The organism is Sphingobacterium sp. WM, assembly GCF_029542465.1.
Taxonomy (GTDB): Bacteria; Bacteroidota; Bacteroidia; order Sphingobacteriales; family Sphingobacteriaceae; genus Sphingobacterium; species Sphingobacterium cellulitidis.
On sequence record NZ_CP120709.1, the window covers coordinates 1,141,267 to 1,163,789 of the forward strand.

Sequence of the window (22,523 nt, forward strand, 5' to 3'; positions counted from 1 at the left end):
CCTGCCAGCACTGTGCAAACAAAAGCTGGAAGAATTGGTTTTTAGAAAGAATTCCTATCTATGCACGAACATATAAAGACAGTCATTCAATTTTTGGAAATATGGGGATGGATCCCATTGACCATCATGTATGTGGGTGTCATCATCACCATTTTGATTGAGAACCGCAATCCAACAAAAACCATTTCCTGGGTTTTAGTGATTGTATTTATCCCATTCGTAGGTTTAATACTTTATTATTTATTTGGACAGAAGTTTTCAAAGGTCAAGAAATTAAAGCGGATCAATCAGGAACAAACGCTTCGGCTTAAAAAGGAATTTCAACGCTTGGAACCACTAATGCAGTGGTCTATTCGCAATATACAAAGTAAAATAGGCGATCTCTCCCGAGTTTATTCCTATTTAAAAAATGAAAAATTATCTACTCCCACCTTAAACAATGAAGTAACCTTATTGGTAAATGGGGAGCAAATGTTTCCAGCGCTTTTAGAGGCAATGGAAGCTGCCAAGCATTCCATCCATATGGAGTTTTATATTTTCGATTTAGATAATATCGGGACCAAGGTCTTGGATTTATTGGAGAAGAAAGCTTCAGAAGGGATTATTGTAAGATTAATTGTGGATAGTTTTGGTTCTCCGAAAGTTGTTCGCTACATGCGAAAGAAGAAAGATAGTAAAATCGAATTTCAACCTTTTCTGCCAGTTACCTTTACATCCTTAGCGAATTCAAATTACCGGAATCACCGCAAAATTGTGGTCATTGATGGTTTTGTATGTTTTACAGGAGGAATTAATATTTCAGACCGATATGCCAATCCGAATGAATTTGGACTTTATTGGCGGGATACGGCGGTGAAGATCGTTGGAAATGTAGGCGCGATGTTTCAAATAAGTTTCTGGAATCAATGGAACCAAACCGATGGAGCGTCTTTTAATCTGGATCAAGGATATCTTCGTGAGACACCAGTCGTCACCGATCAATTAAGTGCCGTTGCGTTATCTTCGAGTGATCCAGGTTCGATAGGTCCATTCAATATGGAAGCCTTATTGATTAGTATTGGTGAAGCCAGTGAAAGCATCAAATTATGTACACCTTACTTTATTCCATCAGAAGAGTTGTCTACAGCATTGAAAACTGCCGCAGCAGCAGGAGTAGAGGTGGAACTCATGATTCCAGAAGATGGAGACTCCTGGATAGTACAGCATGCTACCTATTCTTATTTAAAACCATTACTGGAAAGAGGAGTGAAGGTTTACCAGTATCAAAAAGGATTCTTACATGCGAAAACCTCCATCATTGATGGAAAAATCGCCTATGTTGGGACAGTAAATTTAGATTTTAGGAGTTTTTACATTAACTATGAGGTTCAGGCAGTCATTTCTAACCGAGATTTCTGTAGGGAAATGGAAAAACAATATGATATAGATCGGGAAAATTGTGTTTTGATTTCGATCAAAGATTGGAAAAAGAGAAAACCATGGAAAAGAGGAATAGATTCTCTATGTCGTTTGCTTGCACCATTGCTCTAGGTATCTGTTAAATTTCTTTAAGACTTCCCTTGTTCCCTAAAAAATCAATATATTTAGCTTTTCCAAAAAATAGATTATTGATGAATTTAACTAATCGTTTCCTTTTAGCCGTATTCCTAATTACCTCCATATTTTTTACGGCAAGGGGCCAAGAAAAACCTGCAGTTCCAATCAATACTGCAGTTGAAAATGTTCAAAAATATTTCTCAGTATATCCTGTTGAAAAAGTCCATTTACATTTTGATAAGCCATATTACGCTGTAGGAGATACCTTATGGTTCAAAACCTATCTAAATACGAATCTATTCAATTATGATCCCAGTAAAATCATTTATGTTGATATCATCAATAGTAAGGATTCCTTGATGCAGACCCTTAGGGTGCCATTAAAGGAAGGTGCTGGTAAAGGACAATTGGTTTTGGATCCTCAATATTGGTCTCAGGATAATTATAGATTCAGGGCCTATAGTAAATGGATGATGAATTTTGATATGGGTTACTTCTATAATAAGGTAGTGCCAATAGGAGATGCCATCAATAAAAAACTGGGTGCGAATATTACGTTCTTGCAAGAAGGAAATAAGACCAAGGCTACAATTCAATTAAGAGGTCGCGATGGTCAAGCATTAGGACGAAAGAAACTCAATTGGGAGGCGAATGATGGTTGGGATGCTTTTGATAAAGGAAAAGCTGAAACCGATGATTTAGGTCGAATTAGTATAAACCTATCCCATAAGGAAAAGGAAAAGTTTAAGGCGGGTCGCTTGGTACTTCAATTGGAAGATGGAGAAACTGGGCAGTATTCTTTAACGAATGCTTATCAAGATGTTGATATTCAGTTTTTTCCAGAAGGTGGAGATTTAATTTCAGGATTATCGAAGAAGATCGCTTTTAAATCCATGTCTTCCTCTGGAGGTGCAATTGGGGTTAAAGGAAAAATCATTGATAGTAAAAAGAAAGAAGTAGCTAGTTTTGAGGATTTAGGAATAGGTATGGGTGCATTTAATCTATTACCTATTTCAGGTGAGAGTTATAAGGCAGTTGCAACCATTGCCAATGGCGTTGAGAAAACGGTTGATTTACCAGCAGTGGTAGATGACAAGATCAATGTTGTAGCGGTATCTCAAGATAATGAATTTATCAATCTAGGTTTGGTGACGAATGATGCCTATTTCAATACCATTCAAAATAAGCCATATTATGTATTTGGCCAGTTAAATGGTCATTTGATCTATGCTGCGCAAGCTTCGATAAAAAGTCCTGCAGTTTCTGTTAAGATTCCATTAAAGGAATTGCCAAATGGAGTAGTCCAAGTAACCTTGATGACACCAGACGGGCAGCCAGTTTCGGAACGTTTAGTTTTTATTCAGCCACAAGAATTAATCGGAATTCAGGTTAGCACGGATAAATCTGATTACGCTCGCAAGGACTTGGTAAAAATGAAATTAAACTTGGATACGAAGGTTGATAGCCTACCAGGTAATTTCTCGGTGTCGGTAATTGATGAAACCAAAGTTCCATATAATGATGATAATGATAAAGGTATAGTAAGTAATATGCTATTGACCTCAGATCTTAAGGGCTATATTGAAAAGCCAAATTATTATTTCAATCCGAAGAATGAAAACCGATTGGAAGCTTTGGACGCTTTGATGATGACTCAAGGATTTAGAAGGTTTGAATACAAGGATTTGGTGAACGCAAAATTACCACAGGTAAAATTCATGCCTGAGCAAGGAATCACGATTACCGGAATCCTTCGTCAGAATACAGGTAGAGTTCAACCTAATGGAGGATTATTTTTAAATATTCCAGGAGCAGCGATAAAAAAGGATGCTTATACAGATAATTCAGGTCGATATATCTTTGAAAATTTAGTATTTAGTGATTCCCTAAAGGCGACATTGAATGCGAGGGGGAATGATAACTTTAGGAGTTTAGTGATTACACTGGATCCGACATTGTTTCCTGAAATCGATCCGAACAATCCAAATAAGGCTGGTTCAATTCAAAATATCGATGATAACCTAAAAGCGTATTTGGATAACAGCAAGAAGGAGTTTAGGGTGAATAACCTAATAGAAGAAGTCGTGGTGACCGGAACGCAGGAAAAGAAACAAACGAGTAAGGATTTTTCTGCCTTAACGGGATTATCGATGCCAGAGCATCGCATTGAGGGTAGCCGCTTCGGAGGATGTAATGTGTTAAGTATGTGTTTAAATACAATGCTAACAGGAATTACCTTCGATGTCAACTCACAGAAATACTATATTACCAGAAACTTTAATCAGGGTAGCCGGGTTCCGGTACAGTTTTTCTTGAATGGTATGCCAATTGACGAGCCATCGATTAATTCAATTCAGGTAGCCGATATTGAAGCTATTGAGATTTTTATGCGTGATGATTTAGGGACGGTTAGAAATATCTACAATAATGATGGTGTTGTTTCCATTATTACGAAAAAAGAGAAGAAACAACCACGCATGACCTTGTCACAAATTGAAGCGATGTTGCCAAAATCAAATGTAATTGATTTTTATCCTTTAGGCTATGTGAAAGAGCGTAAGTTCTATGAGCCTAAGTATAACACAGCAGAATCTAAAAATACCAATGATTACCGTACTACGGTTTATTGGAATCCAGATGTAAGGATTGATTCCAAAGGAGAGGTAAATTTGGAATTCTTCAATGCTGATGGAACAGGTAAATATAAAGTAGTTGTAGAAGGAAATGACCTTCAAGGTAATGTAGGAAGACAGATTTATTATTATAATGTGAAATAGATGAATTGATTCATCCAACAAAAAAGCAGCAATTTTATTGCTGCTTTTTTGTTGGATATCATCTTACAGATTAGGTCTTCACTCTCAAATTAAAGAGGATCGCAAGCATAATCAACCCAATTCCAAACAGTGCATACATATTATAGGATTCTTCAAAGAAAAAGAAACCAATGCCTAAGGCATAAACGACTCCTAGATAAGTCAAGCTAGAAACCTTAGAAAGGTTCGCATTTTGGTAGGATAGGGTCATATAATATTGTGCGCATTGAGTTAAAATACCAACGAACAAAAGATAGATCCAATCGATTCCCTGAGGCATTTGCCAATTAAAAATAGTATAAATTCCTGCAAATGGAATGGTGATTAATGGGAAGTAAAATATAATCACCAATGGATGTTCGCTGGTTTTTATCTTAGCGATAATGTTATAGGCAAATGCAGCAAATAGAGCTGACAATAAGCCAATCATTAGGTCGAGATTCGAGATCCTTGTGTCGAAACCTTTCATCATTAATACACCGGCTATTGCCATTCCAAAGAAAAGAAATTGAATGGATTTAACTTTTTGATTCACCATAAAGATTCCTAATATGGTTGTAAAAAGAGGGGCGGTATAATTAATAGTAACTGCGGAGGCCAAGGGGATATTTTGCAGGGTATAGAAAGAACCAACCAGTCCAAGGCAACCTGCTATACCTCGCGCAATCAGGAGTTTTTTATTGTTTCCTAGAACTGGGATGTTTTGTTTTTTCAGGATGATGTAGGAAGCGATGAGACTGACGATGGATCTGAACAGAACCACTTCCATGGTTGGTAAATGAGATACCAATTTGACACTAATATTCATTAGGGCAAAAAAGAAGCCCGCCAATAACATGTATTGGATGCTCTTTTTATCTTCCACTATTGTACAGGGTCGCTATGTTTTTTTACAACTTCACGGATACCAGTTTCAGGGTCAATTTCTAATTCAGTTTGTTTGACTAAAACGGCGAATGAGGCAGGTTGGATTCCCTTACCGTATTTGATGGCATATTCTTTCGTGAACTCGGCTCCAAAATAAAGAATGGCAGAAGAATAGTAAACCCATGCTAACAAGATAATGATTGATCCTGCGGCACCATAGGATGTTGCCGTGATGTTTTGGGACAGGTAGATGGAAATAAGATACTTACCTAACATAAACAGCAATGCAGTAAATAAAGAACCACCTAGGATATCTTTGAACCTTACTTTGGCATCTGGTAGGAAAGCATAAATAATTCCAAATAGAGAAGAGATGACCAAGAAAGTAATTGCGGTATTCACCCAATCAATCAAACTAATATCCCAGTTATCCATGAATTGATTAAAGTAATTGGTCATAACACCAATTAAACTCGATATAATCAGGGAGGCCATTAATAGGAATACTAGACCCAAAATCATGGAGAATGAAATTAATCTGTTGATAATGATTTTCAACCAACCTTTTTTGGGTTTTGGTTTCACCTTCCAAATAGAATTTATGGAATTTTGAATATCAACAAAGATTGTTGTTGAAGTAAACATTAGGGTTGCCGCACCGACAATAATCCCAATATTAGAACGGCTATCTAAGGAAAGATTATGAACAGTAGATTCTAACATGGAGGCAATTTCTTTACCAAATATTTGATTTAGTTCATCGATTACCTGATCTCTGGCCCCTTCACTTCCATCCAATGCACTACCATAGAAGAAACCGAGTGTCCATGTTAATATTAATAAGAGTGGACCAATAGAAAAGACTGTGTAATAGGCTAGTGAAGCGCTTAGCTTCATACAATTATCATCGACAAATGCAGTGCCTGCATTTATTAATAAATGCCAGAAGTCCTTTATTTTGGTCCAAATTATTTTTAGCATAGAATATCCTTATTCAGAATAGATTGATTTTATGATCTCTTCATTTTTTTGGAGGATTACTTTTCGTTTAAGGCTTAATTTCGGAGTCAACTCACCAGCATCGATGGTCCATTCCTTCGGCAGTAACTTAAACTTTTTAACCTGCTCCCAATGGCCAAAGTTAGCCATAGATTGTGAGATTATTTGATCATACTTGGATAAAATATCTTCGTTTTTGATTAAATCTTCTTTGGAAGAATAACTGATTCCCTTATGATTGGCGTATTTTTCAAGTTCTTCATAAGCCGGAACAATTAATGCAGCCGGGAATCTTTGGTTTTCACCAATGACCATAACCTGAGCAATTAATGTAGATTCCATCAATTTATTCTCAATAACCTGTGGGGCAACATATTTACCACCTGCAGTTTTAAACATTTCTTTTTTACGGTCAGTGATTTTCAAGAAACCATCTGGAGTAATTTCGCCAATGTCGCCAGTATGCAAATAGCCGTCTTCGGTAAATGCTTCTTTCGTAGCTTCCTCATTGTGGTAATAACCTGTAGTTACACTAGGACCTTTTACAAGGATTTCACCATCTTTTGCAATCTTAACATCTAGATTGTTTAAGACACGACCTACCGTTCCGAATTTTACATCTTCATCTTTCCAGGAGTTTACAGCGATTACTGGGGAAGTTTCAGTCAGGCCGTATCCTTCCAATACTTTAATTCCAGCAGCCCAGAAAACACGTGCAAGTCTTTCTTGAAGTGCAGCCCCTCCAGAAATAATGAGTTTGATATTGCCACCTAAAGCCTCTTTCCATTTGGAGAAGATTAATTTTCTGGCAATACCTAATTGGAAATTATAGAAGGCAGAATTCTTTTTTGGTTCTTGATAACGCAAACCTAAGTTTAAAGCCCAAAAGAATAAGGATTTTTTTATTCCTGTCAAGTTTTTACCTTTTTCAACCACTTTATCGTAGACCTTTTCCAATACCCGAGGCACTGTTGTAAATAAGTCGGGTTTTACATCATTAATGTCAACAACAATATTGTCTAGATTTTCAGCGTAATATATCTGTACACCTCTGGATAGGTAAAGATAAACGACCATCCGCTCGAAAATATGACATAAAGGTAAAAAGCTTAATGCCTTTTTAAATTCTTCGGTTACAAGGTGGTTAGAAGCTTCAACATTTGAAATAATATTGTGATGGGAAAGAAATACGCCTTTCGGTTTACCTGTGGTTCCTGAAGTATAGATTAGGGTTAATAAATCCTCAGGTTGAATTGCATCACGATAGGGTTGCAAATCTTGTTCGTTTTGTTTTCCAAGTTCAATTACTTCTTGATAGTTTTTTCTACCTTCAATTTCGTCGAAGGTGAAAACTTCTAATTCAAGGTTATTTTCTTTTAACGCTAAATCCGCTTTTTTTGCAAGGTCTTCATTGCTTACGAACAGGAGTTTAGCTCCAGCATCATTTAGAATGAAGATCAGGTCTTGATTAGACAGGGTGGGATATAGAGGTACCGTCGCCACTCCCAATTGGTTACAAGCGAAGTCAATAAAGTTCCATTCAGGTCGGTTTCCCGACATCAAAGCGATACGGTCACCCTTTTGGATTCCCTTTGCCAATAAACCTTTACTGATGTTATCGATGATTTCTACGAACTCTTTGGTTGAATAGGTTTTCCAGCCATTTTTTGCACGACCGGCCACCATAATCTCTTTAGCAAATTCTTTTTGGTAATTGCTGATTAAGTCAATTAATCTTTTATAATTGTTCATAAGTTTTTCTCCCCTTAAAAATACAAAAATTGGTTATACATATTGTAGGTATTGACTAATATATAATTTTTTAATCTGATTCTCCGCAAACACACCTAATATTTTTAGTATATTAGCGCTCAAAAAGCAGGGATTATGAACATATTCAGTTTTACGGCTCATTTCGGTTCGGAGGAAGATTGTCGTTTGCATTTCAAGGAGCAGCGTGATAAGGAAGGGGTTGTCTGCAAGCGATGCGGGGGCACTTCCCATTATTGGTTACAGGGTAAATGGAGTTATGAATGCAAAGGTTGCCGTTTCCGCACCTCGTTGCGCAGCGGTACGATCATGGAGAGCTCCAAGCTGCCGTTTCTGGTGTGGTACAAAACGATGTTCCTGATGAGTTGCACAAAAAAGGGATTCTCCACCAACGAACTCCAGAAGCAATTAGGATTGAAGCGTTACGAACCGGTATGGGCGATGGTACACAAACTCCGCAGGGCGATGGGCAACCGGGATGCAAGGTATACACTGGAAGGGATGATAGAACTGGATGAGGGTTACTTTTCGGTGGCCAGTAAGGAAATCGAGCGAGGCAAGGGTACACGTGGCCGGGGAGCCGAGGGAAAGCAGAACGTTGCGGTGATGGCCGAAAGCACCCCGTTGGAAGATATCGAAACGGGCAAAAAGGAGAAGCATGTGCGTTATTTCAAGGCCAGGGTACTGGATAGCCATCAAAGTGAAGGAATCAACGGCGTGGTCAGGGACTGCATGGAGGATGATGCCATCGTATTTTCGGACAAAAGCACTTCTTACGTTGACATCTCCGATCTGGTGGAATTGCACGTCACCGAGAAATCAGACGCCAAAACCACCAAGGAAACACTCAAATGGGTGCATATCGCAATCAGTAATGCAAAACGGACATTGCTGGGCAACTACCATAAAATCAAAAGGAAATACTTACAGTTGTATCTCAACGAGTTTATTTACAAATTAAACAGACGGTATTTTGGAGACAAACTCTTTGACAGACTAGTAATTGCGAATATAACAGGTGCATAAACGGATAATCAGAATCTTTAAACATCCTAATTAACTACCTGCGGATTTTAGGTATTATTATAGAAGCCCCCATGAATAAATCGCTCATCATTTTCGGCATCGTCAACATAACCTCGGACAGTTTCTCCGATGGAGGCCGGTATCTGGCGCCAGACGCAGCCATTGCGCAGGCGCGTAAGCTGATGGCCGAGGGGGCAGATGTGATCGACCTCGGTCCGGCATCCAGCAATCCCGACGCCGCGCCTGTTTCGTCCGACACAGAAATCGCGCGTATCGCGCCGGTGCTGGACGCGCTCAAGGCAGATGGCATTCCCGTCTCGCTCGACAGTTATCAACCCGCGACGCAAGCCTATGCCTTGTCGCGTGGTGTGGCCTATCTCAATGATATTCGCGGTTTTCCAGACGCTGCGTTCTATCCGCAATTGGCGAAATCATCTGCCAAACTCGTCGTTATGCATTCGGTGCAAGACGGGCAGGCAGATCGGCGCGAGGCACCCGCTGGCGACATCATGGATCACATTGCGGCGTTCTTTGACGCGCGCATCGCGGCGCTGACGGGTGCCGGTATCAAACGCAACCGCCTTGTCCTTGATCCCGGCATGGGGTTTTTTCTGGGGGCTGCTCCCGAAACCTCGCTCTCGGTGCTGGCGCGGTTCGATGAATTGCGGCTGCGCTTCGATTTGCCGGTGCTTCTGTCTGTTTCGCGCAAATCCTTTCTGCGCGCGCTCACAGGCCGTGGTCCGGGGGATGTCGGGGCCGCGACACTCGCTGCAGAGCTTGCCGCCGCCGCAGGTGGAGCTGACTTCATCCGCACACACGAGCCGCGCCCCTTGCGCGACGGGCTGGCGGTATTGGCGGCGCTGAAAGAAACCGCAAGAATTCGTTAACTTTTCGGTGGCCAGTAAGGAAATCGAGCGAGGCAAGGGTACACGTGGCCGGGGAGCCGAGGGAAAGCAGAACGTTGCGGTGATGGCCGAAAGCACCCCGTTGGAAGATATCGAAACGGGCAAAAAGGAGAAGCATGTGCGTTATTTCAAGGCCAGGGTACTGGATAGCCATCAAAGTGAAGGAATCAACGGCGTGGTCAGGGACTGCATGGAGGATGATGCCATCGTATTTTCGGACAAAAGCACTTCTTACGTTGACATCTCCGATCTGGTGGAATTGCACGTCACCGAGAAATCAGACGCCAAAACCACCAAGGAAACACTCAAATGGGTGCATATCGCAATCAGTAATGCAAAACGGACATTGCTGGGCAACTACCATAAAATCAAAAGGAAATACTTACAGTTGTATCTCAACGAGTTTATTTACAAATTAAACAGACGGTATTTTGGAGACAAACTCTTTGACAGACTAGTAATTGCGAATATAACAGGTGCATAAACGGATAATCAGTTTTTTTAAAGAAAAACTATGCTTGCAGAATAATTTTTGACTTTAGTTATACCGAAAATCGGTTTTAACCGTTAAAAAATAAATAGTACTTTTGAAGGAATAGAAATATGTTTTTAATGAAAAAAATCTTACAATTATCATTTGTTTTCATCGCATTTATTGCATCTACAAATTTTGCTCATGCCCAATTACCATCGCAACATGCGATTGGTGCTCGATTTGGTTCTGCAACAGGATTAACTTATCGTTATACGATGAATCCAAATAAGGCTCTAGAAGGAATTTTGAGTATTCAAAGTAACTCCGAATATAGCAGATTTAGATTGGTTGGATTATATGAGAACCATTTACCATTATACAATGATTTTTCATGGTTTTGGGGTTTTGGTGGTTCCGTAGGATCTTACTCTGGTAAAGCCTATACGAATAAAGAAGGCCAGCGTTTTGATAAATATTCAGAGATGGCATTAAGTATCGATGGTATTGTTGGGGTTGAATATAAAATTCCACAAGCTCCATTGGCATTATCCCTAGATATCAAACCTTATTTCGACTTTTTACAAGAAAGTGGATTTAGAATATGGGACGGTGTTGGATTTTCTATCCGTTACACGTTTTAAAAATATAAACACCTTGCAGTAAAATGCAAGGTGTTTTTTTATTGGACATTTTGTATTAATTGACTGCCTTTTCGGTGTCAATGGTATTATGTTCTCTATAAATTTTCTCGCCAATTACGCCTTCATCACCTAAAGCACGGCCTTTGATCAACCAGGAGATTCCAAACATCCATAAAGCCAAGGCCTCAAAGACGAGAGTAGAATAAGGGAATAATTTCAAGGGTACCAATACGACACAAATAATAATGGCGTAGCCACAAAACCTATAAATCTTATTTTCATTAAACATGCTTACAGGAATGTCGGTGTTTTTTTGCTGTCCGATGGTGAAAACATTAATGGATAATAAGGCAAAAATTAGAAATAAGACCCCTGCAAAAGCATAATGTAACCAGGTCAGGCTAAAGTTTATCAGGGTACATTTAAGGCAAGAATCCGAAATGGGATCAGTCGGGATAAATGCTACCCCAAAGGCCATCATTCCAGCTATATTGGTAAGTAGGTTGTCGTTTTTTAAAATAGATTTATTTCCGTTTCCTTTGTAACAAATCAAGAAAAGACCTACTGCACATAAAGTACCTGTAAAGATCTCCCGGAGATTGGTATAATAATAATGACTGATGGAAGGTTGTATTTTGGTTGTGAAGAACTTGATTAAGGAAAGCAAAACAAGAATCGTTGGTAAAAAAATACCTAGATAACCTATGGCTCGCCGAAGACGGCGATATGCATACAAGTTATGTTTCTGAATGGGTTTAATTTGCATGGTATCAATTGGTTAAATTTGTAGGTATAGAACGTAGATTCAAACAAATTATGTTTTGATTGTACATTAAATTTAAAGAATTACCTAAAAACTGGTATCGAAAATGAGTAAAGCAATACTTTGGCTGAGTAAAGCATAAAAAAACAGCATCATGTTGATATGATGCTGTTCTAAAAATTATTTTTTAATTACAAGGATAGCCAGATATTTCCAAGCTCTCTTTGTTCCTTAGTGCTATCTTCTTTTCTTTCAATGATATAAGAAACTTTTTCGCTGGCTTTCAGGCTGATGCTGATTTCCCGCATTAATCCATCTCTAGCAACAAGAATACGAAGATTATCGCCAATGCTACTGTTTAGAACGGCTTGGTCTAATTCTCTTCCTTGAGGATCAAGTCTGTTGCCATTGACAGCAACAATCTCATCGTCTACGTTTAATCCGTCATTCCAAGCTGCAGAATTTCTATCTACATTTTTGATAATCGTTCTTCCATCCTGATGAGAAACCTTGATTCCAATACTTGGAGTTTGGTTATTTTGATTTATATCGTAAAATTGATATCCTACTAAATTGAAGTAAGCATTATAATCAATTTCTTCAGTACTATAAACCGCTTCGAAGATTTCAGTCAACGGAACTCCAGCGATTTCCTCTGCTAAATCCTGAAACTCTTTTTCGGTAATGCCACGATTTTCAATTAGGTAATATTTGTCATAAGCCGCCTTTAGGACATTATCTAATCTCTTATTTCCGTTTGTTTTGGCAATGATATAGATGTCAATCATGGTTGCTAACATGGCTCCCTTGTTATAATAGGAGATGCTCACATTGACAGAATTTTCATCTGGTCTATATTGTTTGATCCAAGTGTCAAAACTCGAGAGCCCTACGGATTGAATTTTATGTCCAGGTCGGTTTAAAACCAAGTTAAACTCAGATACCAATTCATTCAGATACTCTTGTTCATCCCTGAATCCACAACGTCTCGTGATTAAATTATCGTAATAAGCTGTGAACCCTTCAAAAATCCACAATAGAGGGGTGTAGTTTTCCTCATCATAGTTAAAAGGGCCAAGGTTTGCAGGTCTTAAGCGTTTGACATTCCACAGATGAAAATACTCATGAGCAACAAGGCTTAGGAAATTGTTATAGGTAATTTTATTGTTGTATGCAGATCTTGAAGCAGCTAGGACAGTTGAATTTAAGTGTTCTAATCCACCATGAGAACTTAGATAGTTATGGGTAATAAAGACATATTTATCATTAGGGTTAGAGCCCCAAATAGAAGTCTCTACTTCTACAATTTTTGTAATATCCGCAGACAGTCTATCCTTATCGTAAGATGCGGTACCTACCATTGCAAATTCATGCGGAATACCTGCGGCATTGAAAGTCCATACATCCTGGTTTCCAATTTCCAAAGGAGAATCAAAAAGGATATCAAAGTTGTCCGCGAAAAACAAATTGATTTTTCCTTCTACCAATTCTAATCCTGTTGAAATTTTACTCCAATAATCTGGAAGATCAACTTTTACGGTAGAGGTATGGTCTAAATATCCATCGATATAAAGAAAAGTTCCTGCAGGACTAATAAAGGCATGTTGATCATCGACAAAATTAGTGCGGACAGAACGTTCAAAACTATATACCCGATAAGAAACTTTGACCTGAGCACCATAGGAGTGAAGTCTCCAGGTGTTTTTATTTGTTTTTTGAAGAGGGATTAAATTGCCAGTTGCGTCTTCCGCTTTAATCTGTTCGATGTTTTTGGCAAACTCACGGATTAAATAAGAACCTGGTGTCCATACTGGCATTTTAAGGTCAAGAAAATCTTGACTAAAGCCATCAATAATCATTTGGACTTCGACATAGTGAGCCTGGGGCTCAATAAATGACAACTGGAATTGTATACTGCTATTACTCATAATTTAATAACGTAAAAAGGGAAACCAAGTTTGGTCTCCCTTATTTTCTTTTATATACTTCAAAAGTATAATCAAACTTATGTTTTTCGTCTTTTTTATGTGGGTCTTGACTCATTAATTCCCACTCATTTGCTGGTAATTCGGGGAAGAATGCATCGGCATCAGAAATTGTCGTATGTACTCTCGTTAGGAGTACTTCATCAGCAAGAGGTAATGATTGTTTATAGATTTCTGCACCACCGATGATAAAGATTTCATTTTCATCTCGGCAATAATTCATTACGGCTTGGACGCTATTGGCAACATCTACTTCATCAGCTTTAAAGTTAGGTTGTCTGCTGATTACGATGTTTCTTCTTCCAGGCAATGCTTTTCCGATGGATTCAAAAGTTTTTCGGCCCATGACAATGGAGTGGTCCATTGTTTTGGATTTGAAGTATTTGAAATCATTGGGTAAATGCCAAGGCATTTGGTTTCCTTTTCCGATAGCATTATTTTCGGCTGCCGCCACAATCAATGTAACTTTAGGATAACTCATTTACGGTATTTGATTTATTAAACAGCTACTGGAGCTTTAATATGAGGATGATGTTCGTAGTTTGTTAGTTCAAAGTCTTCAAACTTGAAGTCAAATATATTTTTAACTTCAGGATTGATAATCATTTGAGGAAGAGGTTTTGGGTCACGGGACAATTGCAATTCCGTTTGTTCAAAATGGTTGCTATAGATATGAGCGTCGCCCAAAGTATGTACAAATTCAGCGGCTTCCATATCACAAACTTGAGCTACCATCATGGTTAATAGCGCATAGGAAGCGATATTAAAAGGTACCCCTAAGAAAATATCAGCACTCCTTTGATATAATTGACATGAAAGTTGAGGTTTCATGATTCCTTTTTCTGGTTGAGCCGGTGCTACATAGAATTGGAAGAATGCATGACAAGGAGGAAGAGCCATATTTTCTATTTCGGCTACATTCCAAGCAGAGACGATAATCCGTCTAGAATCTGGTGAGTTTTTAAGCTGATTAATGACTTGGGTAATTTGATCGATATGACGACCATCCGGTGTTGGCCAAGATCTCCACTGCGAACCATAAACAGGTCCAAGGTTTCCATTTTCATCTGCCCATTCATCCCAAATACTCACACCATTTTCTTTCAGATATTGAATATTGGTTTCACCTTTCAGGAACCAGATTAATTCATGGATAATGGAACGTAGGTGCAGTTTTTTAGTGGTTACTAAAGGAAATCCCTCTTTCAAATTAAAACGCATTTGATACCCGAATACACTTTTTGTTCCTGTTCCAGTCCGGTCTGTTTTTTCAACACCTGTAGTGTATACATGTTCAAGTAAGTCTAAATATTGTTTCATAGAAAATTTCCCTGATTTTATATCCTACGAAGATACCCATTTTTTTGATAAAGTATTTCGGTTTTTGGTATGGATTGAGAAAATCGTTTTCATAATACATTCAGGTGCAGAAATGTGCAAATTAATCATCATTCAATTATCACAATTTTTATACAATTATCATTTTGGATCATTTTATGTATTTTTGCAAAATATTATGGGAAAAAAAGTTGCTTTCTATACATTGGGGTGTAAGCTGAATTTTTCAGAGACATCTTCCATTGGCCGGATCTTTAAGGATGCGGGTTATGAAACTACGCCTTTCAACAGTGCGGCAGATGTTTATGTGATTAATACATGTTCAGTTACTGACCATGCGGATCGTAAATGTCGAAAGGTTGTGAAGGAAGCTTTAAAGCATTCCCCTAATGCCTATATTACTATTGTTGGCTGTTACGCACAATTGAAACCAAAGGAGATCTCCGAAATTCCGGGGGTTGATATGGTCTTGGGCGCGGCAGAAAAGTTCAATATCATTGAACATATTGATGATTTAACCAAAAATGAGAAGGCCATTGTTCACAATGCTCCAATTGATGAGACGAATCAATTTGTTTCAGCCTTTTCTATCGGAGACCGAACTCGTACATTTTTAAAAGTTCAGGATGGCTGTGATTATTCATGTACCTTCTGTACCATTCCATTGGCACGTGGTGCAAGTCGTTCTGGCAAAATTGAGGATATCGTTTTACAAGCAGAGGAGATTGCGGCATCTGGTGTTAAGGAAATCGTATTAACAGGGGTGAATATTGGTGATTATGGCGTTCGAGATGGCAAGCGTCAAGATCGCTTTGTAGATTTGGTAAAAGCGTTGGATGAAGTAGAAGGGATTGATAGGATTAGGATTTCAAGTATTGAGCCTAATTTATTAACCAATGAGATTATTGAGTTTGTAGCACAATCTAAAAGATTTGTTCCGCATTTCCATATGCCATTGCAGTCTGGGAATAACAAGGTCCTTGCACAGATGAGACGTCGCTATAAGCGAGAATTATATGCAGAACGAGTTGCGAAAATAAAATCATTAATGCCGAATTGCTGTATAGGTGTAGATGTCATTGTAGGTTTTCCAGGTGAGACTCGTGAAGATTTTATAGACACTTATAATTTCTTGAATGAAATGGATATTTCATATCTGCATGTGTTTACTTATTCGGAACGTGAAAATACCATTGCTGCTCAAATGGAAGGTGCTGTTCCAGGAGCACAGCGTAGCGATCGTAGTAAAATGTTGCACATTCTATCTGAAAAGAAAAGAAGAGCATTTTATGAGTCGCAATTAGGCTCTATTGATGAAGTTCTATTTGAAGGTGATATCAAAGACGGTTTTATGCATGGATTCTCGAAAAACTATGTTAAAGTACGTACTCCTTATGATCCATTGTTAGTCAATGAAGTAGTTCCAGTCAAGTTTTTGACCATTTCAGAAAATGGAGATGTGGATATTGAAGAGCTACCGGAAGTATTGGTTCATTAAGAAATAAAAGATATAAAAAAAATAGGATGCTGAATTCAGCATCCTATTTTTTTATGCGCTTTAAGCATTTCTACGTCTAAAGCTATCGAATTCTTTATGTAGACGCATCAACTTGAAGGTTGAGCTGATTAATTCGTTTGTTTCCAGTAGAATGGAGAAATACAAACGGCTATTTTTTGGACTGTTTTCAGAAGTTCTAATCCGATCTATCTGTTTATCCAATAAATTGTTTATATACTCCTGAATTTCTTCTCTTTCCTTAATGATTTCATCAATTTTACTAAAATCAAGACGCTTATAAGTCATATTGATTTTTGAGAACCATTCTGCGATTCGCTCAACCACATATTTAAGATCCTTCGCTTGGCTAATCTTCAGTGGTTTATGGTTGTTGTCTACGTGAGATAATGCATTTGAGTTGATAACAGCAACGTTTTCAACCATATCTTGTTGATATCCTAAGGAAATAATGTAATATCGACTACCCTTAACGGAATTATCGTCCAGATTTCGGATATAGTCATACATTGCATTATTTGTCGAGTTCAGGTCGTTTTGAAGCTTTTTAATTAACTTTTTGTTATTGGTTAAGCCATCTAAGTCTTCCTTGATTAGGGAGTCAACAGATTCTTTGAAGAATAGGTTTGTTTTTGAAAAAGTTTCACTGATTTGCTGCGCACTGGTTTCGATGACCTGCTGAAGTCCAATAATATCACCTTTTTCAAGATTAAGTTCTTGCAGAGCTTTAGCCTTTATTTTACGGTCATGGCTTTTTGCATTTCTATAAAGTAATAGCGCTAATACGATCAGGGAGATCACAAAAGTTACGATTCCACCAATTTTCAGGAAGAATGCAAAGACTACTGCCCCCAAGAAAGCACAACCAGCAGTTACAAACCAACCTCCAATAACATGGAATACACCAGATACTCGATAAACAGCACTTTCGCGGCCCCAAGCACGGTCTGCAAAAGCAGTACCCATTGCTACCATAAAAGTCACATAGGTCGTTGATAGGGGTAATTTCATCGATGTACCCAATGCAATTAAACTGGAAGCAACCATCAGATTCACTGAAGCCCGAATCATATCGAACATCGGTTCATCTTTAGATTTCTTTTTCTTGCGGTGAGCGTTCAAAAGCGGGTTTTCAAATTTCTTGTCTAAACTAGCTTGCAAAGTTCTAGGCATTAAATAACTCAATCCTGATCCTATTTTAATAAAGCCTCTTACGATGCTTCTAGAAAGCATATTGGATTTGAATTTTTCTGTACCATCACCTTGGTTAGATAGGCTCATTTCAGTTTCAATAACTGTCTTTGCCTTTTTAGAGGTCCACAGTGTTATTACCATGATAATTCCAGCACATAACAGGATCCAAGTAGGAGCCATAATTTCACTTGAAGCTAGGGCATCCATGGTAAAGGTATCAGGGTTAGCACCTGGAATAGATTGAAAAATCTCAACGGATTGAACCGCTGCAACCGGAACACCGATAAAGTTTACCAAGTCATTTCCTGCAAAGGAAAGTGCCAAAGCAAAGGTTCCGATACCGATAATGACTTTTAAAATATTGTATCCTAGCAGGTTGATGATATAGCTAATGATGGTGAAGACCACAAAAGAACCTGCCAATAACATCAGTTCATGGGTTTGAACCCAATCTTTAACCTCTGATCCAATAAAGGATACGCCTTTTAAACCTTTGATCAGGATAAAATAAGAGATAAAAGCCATGGCAATTCCACCGAAGAATACACCGATCGTTTTTAGTTTATTTTCAAATTGAAAGGTAAAAAGTAACCTGGAGATATATTGTACAGCCATTCCGACCGAAAAGGATATGACGACGGAAAGTAAAATGCTATAAACAATTTCAGAAGCTTTTTCAGTGTTGATATAAGAAGCCAAAGAAGACCAATCGCCATCTTTTATTGCAATATTATAGATGGCAAGACAAATTGCCGCACCTAATAATTCGAAGACGATCGATACGGTAGTGGACGTTGGGAGCCCGAAATAATTGAATACATCCAGTAGGATAATATCCGTTATCATGACGGCGAGAAATATCGTTATTACATCATCAAAAGAGAATTTACTGGGGACATAAATACCACTACGTGCAATTTCCATCATCCCGCTTGAGAAAACCGATCCAAAGAGGATACCCAAACTGGCAATAATCATAATGCTTTTGAAAGGGATAGCCTTAGATCCAATTGCGGAATTTAAGAAGTTAACTGCATCATTACTTACACCAACCATTAAATCTATTATAGCAAGAACTGCTAAGGTGATGAGTACGAGATAAAGATAGTTCTCCATATTTTTGTTAGTTGTTAATCTAGATTTATCTGATGAGCAGATAAATAAGCTGAGAAATAATTTCTAAAACTGCAAGTATAGCGTAAAAACCTTAAAAATTAGCTATTTGTTTTTAAAATATTCTTCCAGAATATCGTTAATAGGATGAAAAGGACTCCTAGCCATTTTATCCAACTTACAGGTTCATTCAAAACTAAGTAAGACATGCAAACAGCGACCGGAAGTTCCACAGCACTTAATACGGCACCCAGGGAATAACCCGTTTTCGGCATTCCATAGGCAAATAATAGGGGAGGAATGACCGTTCCAAAAAAGGAAAGTAATAATCCGTAAGGTAAAATTCCAAGAAAGGTCTCCGGAGATAAGAGGCTTATAGGTTGAAGCGTGATTGCAATAAGGAAAAGTGCTCCAGAAATCATGATCGCACTTTTATGGATAGGGTGATAGTCATTTCCCACTCTTCCATTCACAATCATAAAAACAGAATATGCAGTTGCAGCCAGTAAGCCGTAGCCAATTCCTAGCAATGAAAAAGATTCAAGGGGTTCTTCGATCATTCCTGTGGCTAAAACTGTTCCAGCTAAGATGGCGACAATTACAATAATTTGGCTTAGTTGCGGTTTAACCTTAAAGAATATCAATTCAATAATCTGTCCAATCCAGATGTATTGCATCAGTAGAACAATCGCCAAGGATGCTGGGACCAACTCTACACATTTATAATAGAGGATGCTTACCATTCCGGTACTAATACCACTAAGAAATATTTTCCATTTAGGACTTATAGAAGGGTGATTAGTTTGTGGTTGGATGTTTTTAATTAGTAACCAAGTTGCCCATAAGAAAATTACACCTAATAAGGCTTGTATCCCTGTTACTTCCCCTAAGTTAAAGCCTTGTTCATATGCTTTTTTTACAAAAGTTGATAGAATTCCGAAGCTAGCGGCTCCAATGAAAACAGCAATAGCACCTTTCGTTTTGTTCATGCTGGCAAAAGTAGGTTAAATATCTTCTTAGAGCTAAGGAATAAATAAGTTGTTGACAAAGAAAAGACAATAAGGGATTTCAGTAATTGTTAGGCTGGGTTTGGTTGTCGTAACAAATATTTTGCCCTTTCTGGATTGTTTTGGGCTAATATTAACCTATATTGTGCTGCATCGGCAAAAAAAGAAATAACATTTGTGGAAAAAAAGCGATGGTTTATTAGGTTGTTGGTTGATATTTTTGAGTTGGAGGTTTTGAATGAAGATTAAATACGGTTTATTTTTACTTCTTTTTGCGGGCTTATTATTCAGTTCCTGTGGGGCTAAGCGTAAGACTGCGGGAGGGAATTCCTATGGCAGTGTCAAGCCTAAAAAAGGGGCGCCACTTTCAGATGCGAGTGATGCCCGAGCGAATGAATATTCAGGGAATAGGCTCGATAATTACGCTGAACTTTTAGGAGTAAGGACCAAGGATCTCGATAACAAAAGCCTTTATTTTATGATTGATGAATGGATGGGGACTCCTCATCGTATGGGAGGGATGGATAAACGCGGAGTTGATTGTTCTGGATTTGTAACCTTGATGTATGATAAAATTTACGGCAAGGAACTACCGCGAACTTCTCGGGATATGGCGGATAATGTGAAGAGGAAATATGAGAATCAGCTTAAGGAAGGGGATTTAGTTTTCTTTTCATTTGGAGGAAGAAATATAGATCATGTTGGGATCTATTTGCATAATGGTAAGTTTGTTCATGTTTCAACCCGAAAAGGGGTAATCATATCGAACTTGAACGACAGTTGGTATTACAAGTATTTCAAGCGTAGTGGTACCCCAAAGAGCTAAGGAGCTAAGAGACCTGATGTATTATGACAATATTATGGTCAATAAAAGGCTTTATTCTAAAAATTGCCTGATAAAATGTCTACAAATCCCTATTTTTGTGCACATTTTATAGAGTATCATGTCAGAAAAAACGAAAAAGATCTTTTTAGGCCTTTGTGTCATTGTTCCATTTTTAATTTACTGTGTATATTATTATTCCTCAATGGTAAGAAATGCACCGTATCGCTATTCCGATTTTGATCATATTGAACTTACTTATGGGTTTCCTGATTCCATGTTGAATCATTACAATTCAAAGACGCAACAATATGATTATCTAACCAAGGATAACAAATTGGTGAAGGATACATTGAAGCTTAGAGATAATGATTTGTTGTTTTTGCATCGAAAAGCTCAGGAGTTAGGGTTTTGGAATTTGCCGGATGATATGACGGTTGATTTGACAAAGCGAGAAACTTCAAAGCGTTTGCCGAGGTTCAAATTGACCTATGCCTATAAAGAAAAGACAAAAACTGTCACGTTTGATCCGGATTATCCAGGGCCTACAAAAATGGTAGAGGCGGGTCGAACTACGATTGATGAGGTAATCAGGATGCTGGCGACAGCACAAGCACGATAAGCAAGGGAATTTATTTATTAATTTTCTCTTAACAGTAACTTTAACCGTTAGCCTTACTTTTGAGTCAAGTAATTTGTTTCAATAAATTGTTTGGTGATTTAAAGGTTATTAGGTAAAACAATTAAGAAAAAGGGTCGATGTGATATCGGTCCTTTTTTTTATGTCTTCGATTTTGGGGGATGTTTCTTAGAATCAAGGTGTTAATTTTTTCAAAGGCAAATAGTGTCTGTTAATTCCCTAAAACCAATAGTTTTCTATTTTATTTTATAAGGAAAATATTAATATTAATTATTAATTTGTGTTCAAATAATAAATTATGGAAACAAAAACATTATCTAAATTCATTGCTGAACTAATTGGAACATTTGGTTTAGTATTGTTTGGCTGTGGTGCTGCTGCGATTGCGGGGGCAGATACACTTGCACAAACATCAGGTTTAGGGTTATTGGGGATAGCCTTAGCATTTGGTTTATCGGTAGTGGTCTTTGCCTATGCTATTGGTGGGGTTTCGGGATGTCACATTAATCCGGCAGTAACCTTAGGGGTCTTGGTATCTGGACGTATGTCTGGAAAAGATGCGATCGTTTATATTACAGCCCAGGTTTTGGGGGGTATTTTAGGTGCATTTGTGTTGAAAACTATTCATTCGGGTCAATTGGCAGGATTTCATGCTTCAGAATGGGCGTTTGGTTCCAATGGTTGGGGTGCAGGGTACCAGAATGAGTATGGAATGATGGCTGCCTTCATCACTGAAACCGTTTTGACGGCCTTATTTTTATTTGTTATTCTAGGGACTACTTCCAAGTTAGGAAATGGCACGATGGCTGGATTAGCGATTGGATTTACTTTAGTATTGATCCATATGGTTGCTATTCCAATCACCGGTACGTCAGTGAATCCTGCAAGAAGTTTAGGTCCTGCGATCTTTGCAGGTGGCAATGCTATTTCACAGGTATGGTTGTTTATGGTTGCACCATTAGTAGGTGCTGTAATTGGCGCTATCCTATGGCGATTAATTTACAGCGAGCCAAAAGCGAATTAGCATTATATAATATTCTTTTTATTAATTTTTTGAAAAGCTACCTTTTGGTAGCTTTTTCTTTGGGCTAAAATTCAAAATGATTATC

Annotated in this window: 18 protein-coding genes and 1 pseudogene; 10 read left to right on the forward strand and 9 right to left on the reverse strand. The window is 38.2% G+C overall.

Features of this window, described 5'->3' with window-relative positions:
- Positions 1-60 precede the first annotated feature (60 nt).
- Together cls and PZ892_RS04905 are read left to right on the forward strand one after the other, a co-directional pair.
- Positions 61-1,530: a cardiolipin synthase gene (gene cls / locus PZ892_RS04900; RefSeq protein WP_182499044.1), complete on the forward strand. Its 1,470-nt coding sequence runs from the start codon at positions 61-63 to the stop codon at positions 1,528-1,530.
- 80 nt (positions 1,531-1,610) lie between these two features.
- Complete coding sequence (locus PZ892_RS04905) at positions 1,611-4,313, forward strand: carboxypeptidase regulatory-like domain-containing protein (RefSeq protein ID WP_277712225.1); 2,703 nt, start codon at positions 1,611-1,613, stop codon at positions 4,311-4,313.
- Positions 4,314-4,383: 70 nt separating this feature from the next.
- Here the strand turns inward: PZ892_RS04905 and PZ892_RS04910 are convergent, their stop codons facing one another.
- The 3 genes from PZ892_RS04910 to PZ892_RS04920 are packed head-to-tail and all read right to left on the reverse strand — an operon-like array spanning position 4,384 to position 7,970.
- Positions 4,384-5,217 carry a DMT family transporter gene (locus PZ892_RS04910; protein WP_277712227.1) on the reverse strand — a complete coding sequence of 278 codons (834 nt, stop codon included), beginning with the start codon at positions 5,215-5,217 and terminating at the stop codon, positions 4,384-4,386.
- Positions 5,217-6,200 (reverse strand): YihY/virulence factor BrkB family protein, encoded by a 984-nt coding sequence (locus PZ892_RS04915; protein ID WP_094258186.1) that lies wholly within the window; start codon positions 6,198-6,200, stop codon positions 5,217-5,219. The genes PZ892_RS04910 and PZ892_RS04915 overlap by 1 nt, the downstream gene beginning before the upstream one ends.
- A gap of 9 nt (positions 6,201-6,209) precedes the next feature.
- Entirely contained in the window at positions 6,210-7,970 is a 1,761-nt protein-coding gene (locus PZ892_RS04920; protein WP_182499043.1) for a long-chain fatty acid--CoA ligase, read from the reverse strand.
- A 135-nt stretch (positions 7,971-8,105) separates the two neighbouring features.
- Between PZ892_RS04920 and PZ892_RS04925 the strand changes: the two genes are divergently transcribed.
- The 4 genes and pseudogenes from PZ892_RS04925 to PZ892_RS04940 all read left to right on the forward strand — a co-directional run bounded on the left by PZ892_RS04925 (position 8,106) and on the right by PZ892_RS04940 (position 11,035).
- Positions 8,106-9,014, forward strand: a complete 909-nt coding sequence (locus PZ892_RS04925; RefSeq protein WP_005807145.1) for an IS1595-like element ISBbi1 family transposase — start codon at positions 8,106-8,108, stop codon at positions 9,012-9,014.
- Positions 9,015-9,085: 71 nt separating this feature from the next.
- The gene (sul2, locus tag PZ892_RS04930; RefSeq protein ID WP_001043260.1) at positions 9,086-9,901 is read left to right on the forward strand and encodes a sulfonamide-resistant dihydropteroate synthase Sul2; all 816 of its coding nucleotides are present in this window, start codon (positions 9,086-9,088) and stop codon (positions 9,899-9,901) included.
- Position 9,902: 1 nt separating this feature from the next.
- Positions 9,903-10,403, forward strand: a pseudogene (locus PZ892_RS04935) (IS1595-like element ISBbi1 family transposase); the annotation flags it as partial.
- Between the two features lie 128 nt (positions 10,404-10,531).
- Positions 10,532-11,035, forward strand: coding sequence for a hypothetical protein (locus tag PZ892_RS04940; RefSeq protein WP_094258307.1), 504 nt, complete (start codon positions 10,532-10,534; stop codon positions 11,033-11,035).
- A gap of 55 nt (positions 11,036-11,090) precedes the next feature.
- Here PZ892_RS04940 and PZ892_RS04945 read toward each other — a convergent pair whose 3' ends face one another.
- From PZ892_RS04945 to PZ892_RS04960, 4 genes are all read right to left on the reverse strand, one after another.
- Complete coding sequence (locus tag PZ892_RS04945; RefSeq protein WP_277712229.1) at positions 11,091-11,801, reverse strand: hypothetical protein; 711 nt, start codon at positions 11,799-11,801, stop codon at positions 11,091-11,093.
- Positions 11,802-11,989: 188 nt separating this feature from the next.
- Positions 11,990-13,726 (reverse strand): PDZ domain-containing protein, encoded by a 1,737-nt coding sequence (locus PZ892_RS04950; protein ID WP_277712230.1) that lies wholly within the window; start codon positions 13,724-13,726, stop codon positions 11,990-11,992.
- Positions 13,727-13,766: 40 nt separating this feature from the next.
- Positions 13,767-14,264, reverse strand: a complete 498-nt coding sequence (locus PZ892_RS04955; protein WP_182499040.1) for a dihydrofolate reductase — start codon at positions 14,262-14,264, stop codon at positions 13,767-13,769.
- A 17-nt stretch (positions 14,265-14,281) separates the two neighbouring features.
- Positions 14,282-15,103, reverse strand: a complete 822-nt coding sequence (locus tag PZ892_RS04960; RefSeq protein ID WP_094258191.1) for a thymidylate synthase — start codon at positions 15,101-15,103, stop codon at positions 14,282-14,284.
- A gap of 196 nt (positions 15,104-15,299) precedes the next feature.
- Here PZ892_RS04960 and mtaB point away from each other — a divergent pair, with 196 nt between their 5' ends.
- Entirely contained in the window at positions 15,300-16,619 is a 1,320-nt protein-coding gene (gene mtaB / locus PZ892_RS04965) for a tRNA (N(6)-L-threonylcarbamoyladenosine(37)-C(2))-methylthiotransferase MtaB (protein WP_094258308.1), read from the forward strand.
- Between the two features lie 60 nt (positions 16,620-16,679).
- Here mtaB and PZ892_RS04970 read toward each other — a convergent pair whose 3' ends face one another.
- Positions 16,680-18,947, reverse strand: a complete 2,268-nt coding sequence (locus PZ892_RS04970) for an inorganic phosphate transporter (protein ID WP_094258192.1) — start codon at positions 18,945-18,947, stop codon at positions 16,680-16,682.
- A gap of 98 nt (positions 18,948-19,045) precedes the next feature.
- Positions 19,046-19,933: a DMT family transporter gene (locus PZ892_RS04975; RefSeq protein WP_094258193.1), complete on the reverse strand. Its 888-nt coding sequence runs from the start codon at positions 19,931-19,933 to the stop codon at positions 19,046-19,048.
- Between the two features lie 256 nt (positions 19,934-20,189).
- Here PZ892_RS04975 and PZ892_RS04980 point away from each other — a divergent pair, with 256 nt between their 5' ends.
- The 3 genes from PZ892_RS04980 (at position 20,190) to aqpZ (ending at position 22,438) form a co-directional block, all read left to right on the forward strand.
- Positions 20,190-20,777 carry an NlpC/P60 family protein gene (locus tag PZ892_RS04980; protein WP_277712234.1) on the forward strand — a complete coding sequence of 196 codons (588 nt, stop codon included), beginning with the start codon at positions 20,190-20,192 and terminating at the stop codon, positions 20,775-20,777.
- Positions 20,778-20,895: 118 nt separating this feature from the next.
- Positions 20,896-21,396 (forward strand): hypothetical protein, encoded by a 501-nt coding sequence (locus PZ892_RS04985; RefSeq protein WP_277712236.1) that lies wholly within the window; start codon positions 20,896-20,898, stop codon positions 21,394-21,396.
- 316 nt (positions 21,397-21,712) lie between these two features.
- Positions 21,713-22,438, forward strand: coding sequence for an aquaporin Z (aqpZ, locus tag PZ892_RS04990; RefSeq protein WP_277712238.1), 726 nt, complete (start codon positions 21,713-21,715; stop codon positions 22,436-22,438).
- Positions 22,439-22,523 lie beyond the last annotated feature (85 nt).

Coding starts and splice junctions, on each gene's coding strand:
- PZ892_RS04985 (WP_277712236.1), top strand. CDS start 20,896: ATGTCAGAAAAAACGAAAAAGATCTTTTTAGGCCTTTGTGTCATTGTT.
- aqpZ (WP_277712238.1), top strand. CDS start 21,713: ATGGAAACAAAAACATTATCTAAATTCATTGCTGAACTAATTGGAACA.
- PZ892_RS04955 (WP_182499040.1), bottom strand. CDS start 14,264: ATGAGTTATCCTAAAGTTACATTGATTGTGGCGGCAGCCGAAAATAAT.
- sul2 (WP_001043260.1), top strand. CDS start 9,086: ATGAATAAATCGCTCATCATTTTCGGCATCGTCAACATAACCTCGGAC.
- cls (WP_182499044.1), top strand. CDS start 61: ATGCACGAACATATAAAGACAGTCATTCAATTTTTGGAAATATGGGGA.
- PZ892_RS04920 (WP_182499043.1), bottom strand. CDS start 7,970: ATGAACAATTATAAAAGATTAATTGACTTAATCAGCAATTACCAAAAA.
- PZ892_RS04945 (WP_277712229.1), bottom strand. CDS start 11,801: ATGCAAATTAAACCCATTCAGAAACATAACTTGTATGCATATCGCCGT.
- PZ892_RS04915 (WP_094258186.1), bottom strand. CDS start 6,200: ATGCTAAAAATAATTTGGACCAAAATAAAGGACTTCTGGCATTTATTA.
- mtaB (WP_094258308.1), top strand. CDS start 15,300: ATGGGAAAAAAAGTTGCTTTCTATACATTGGGGTGTAAGCTGAATTTT.
- PZ892_RS04980 (WP_277712234.1), top strand. CDS start 20,190: ATGAAGATTAAATACGGTTTATTTTTACTTCTTTTTGCGGGCTTATTA.
- PZ892_RS04970 (WP_094258192.1), bottom strand. CDS start 18,947: ATGGAGAACTATCTTTATCTCGTACTCATCACCTTAGCAGTTCTTGCT.
- PZ892_RS04960 (WP_094258191.1), bottom strand. CDS start 15,103: ATGAAACAATATTTAGACTTACTTGAACATGTATACACTACAGGTGTT.
- PZ892_RS04940 (WP_094258307.1), top strand. CDS start 10,532: ATGAAAAAAATCTTACAATTATCATTTGTTTTCATCGCATTTATTGCA.
- PZ892_RS04950 (WP_277712230.1), bottom strand. CDS start 13,726: ATGAGTAATAGCAGTATACAATTCCAGTTGTCATTTATTGAGCCCCAG.
- PZ892_RS04925 (WP_005807145.1), top strand. CDS start 8,106: ATGAACATATTCAGTTTTACGGCTCATTTCGGTTCGGAGGAAGATTGT.
- PZ892_RS04975 (WP_094258193.1), bottom strand. CDS start 19,933: ATGAACAAAACGAAAGGTGCTATTGCTGTTTTCATTGGAGCCGCTAGC.
- PZ892_RS04905 (WP_277712225.1), top strand. CDS start 1,611: ATGAATTTAACTAATCGTTTCCTTTTAGCCGTATTCCTAATTACCTCC.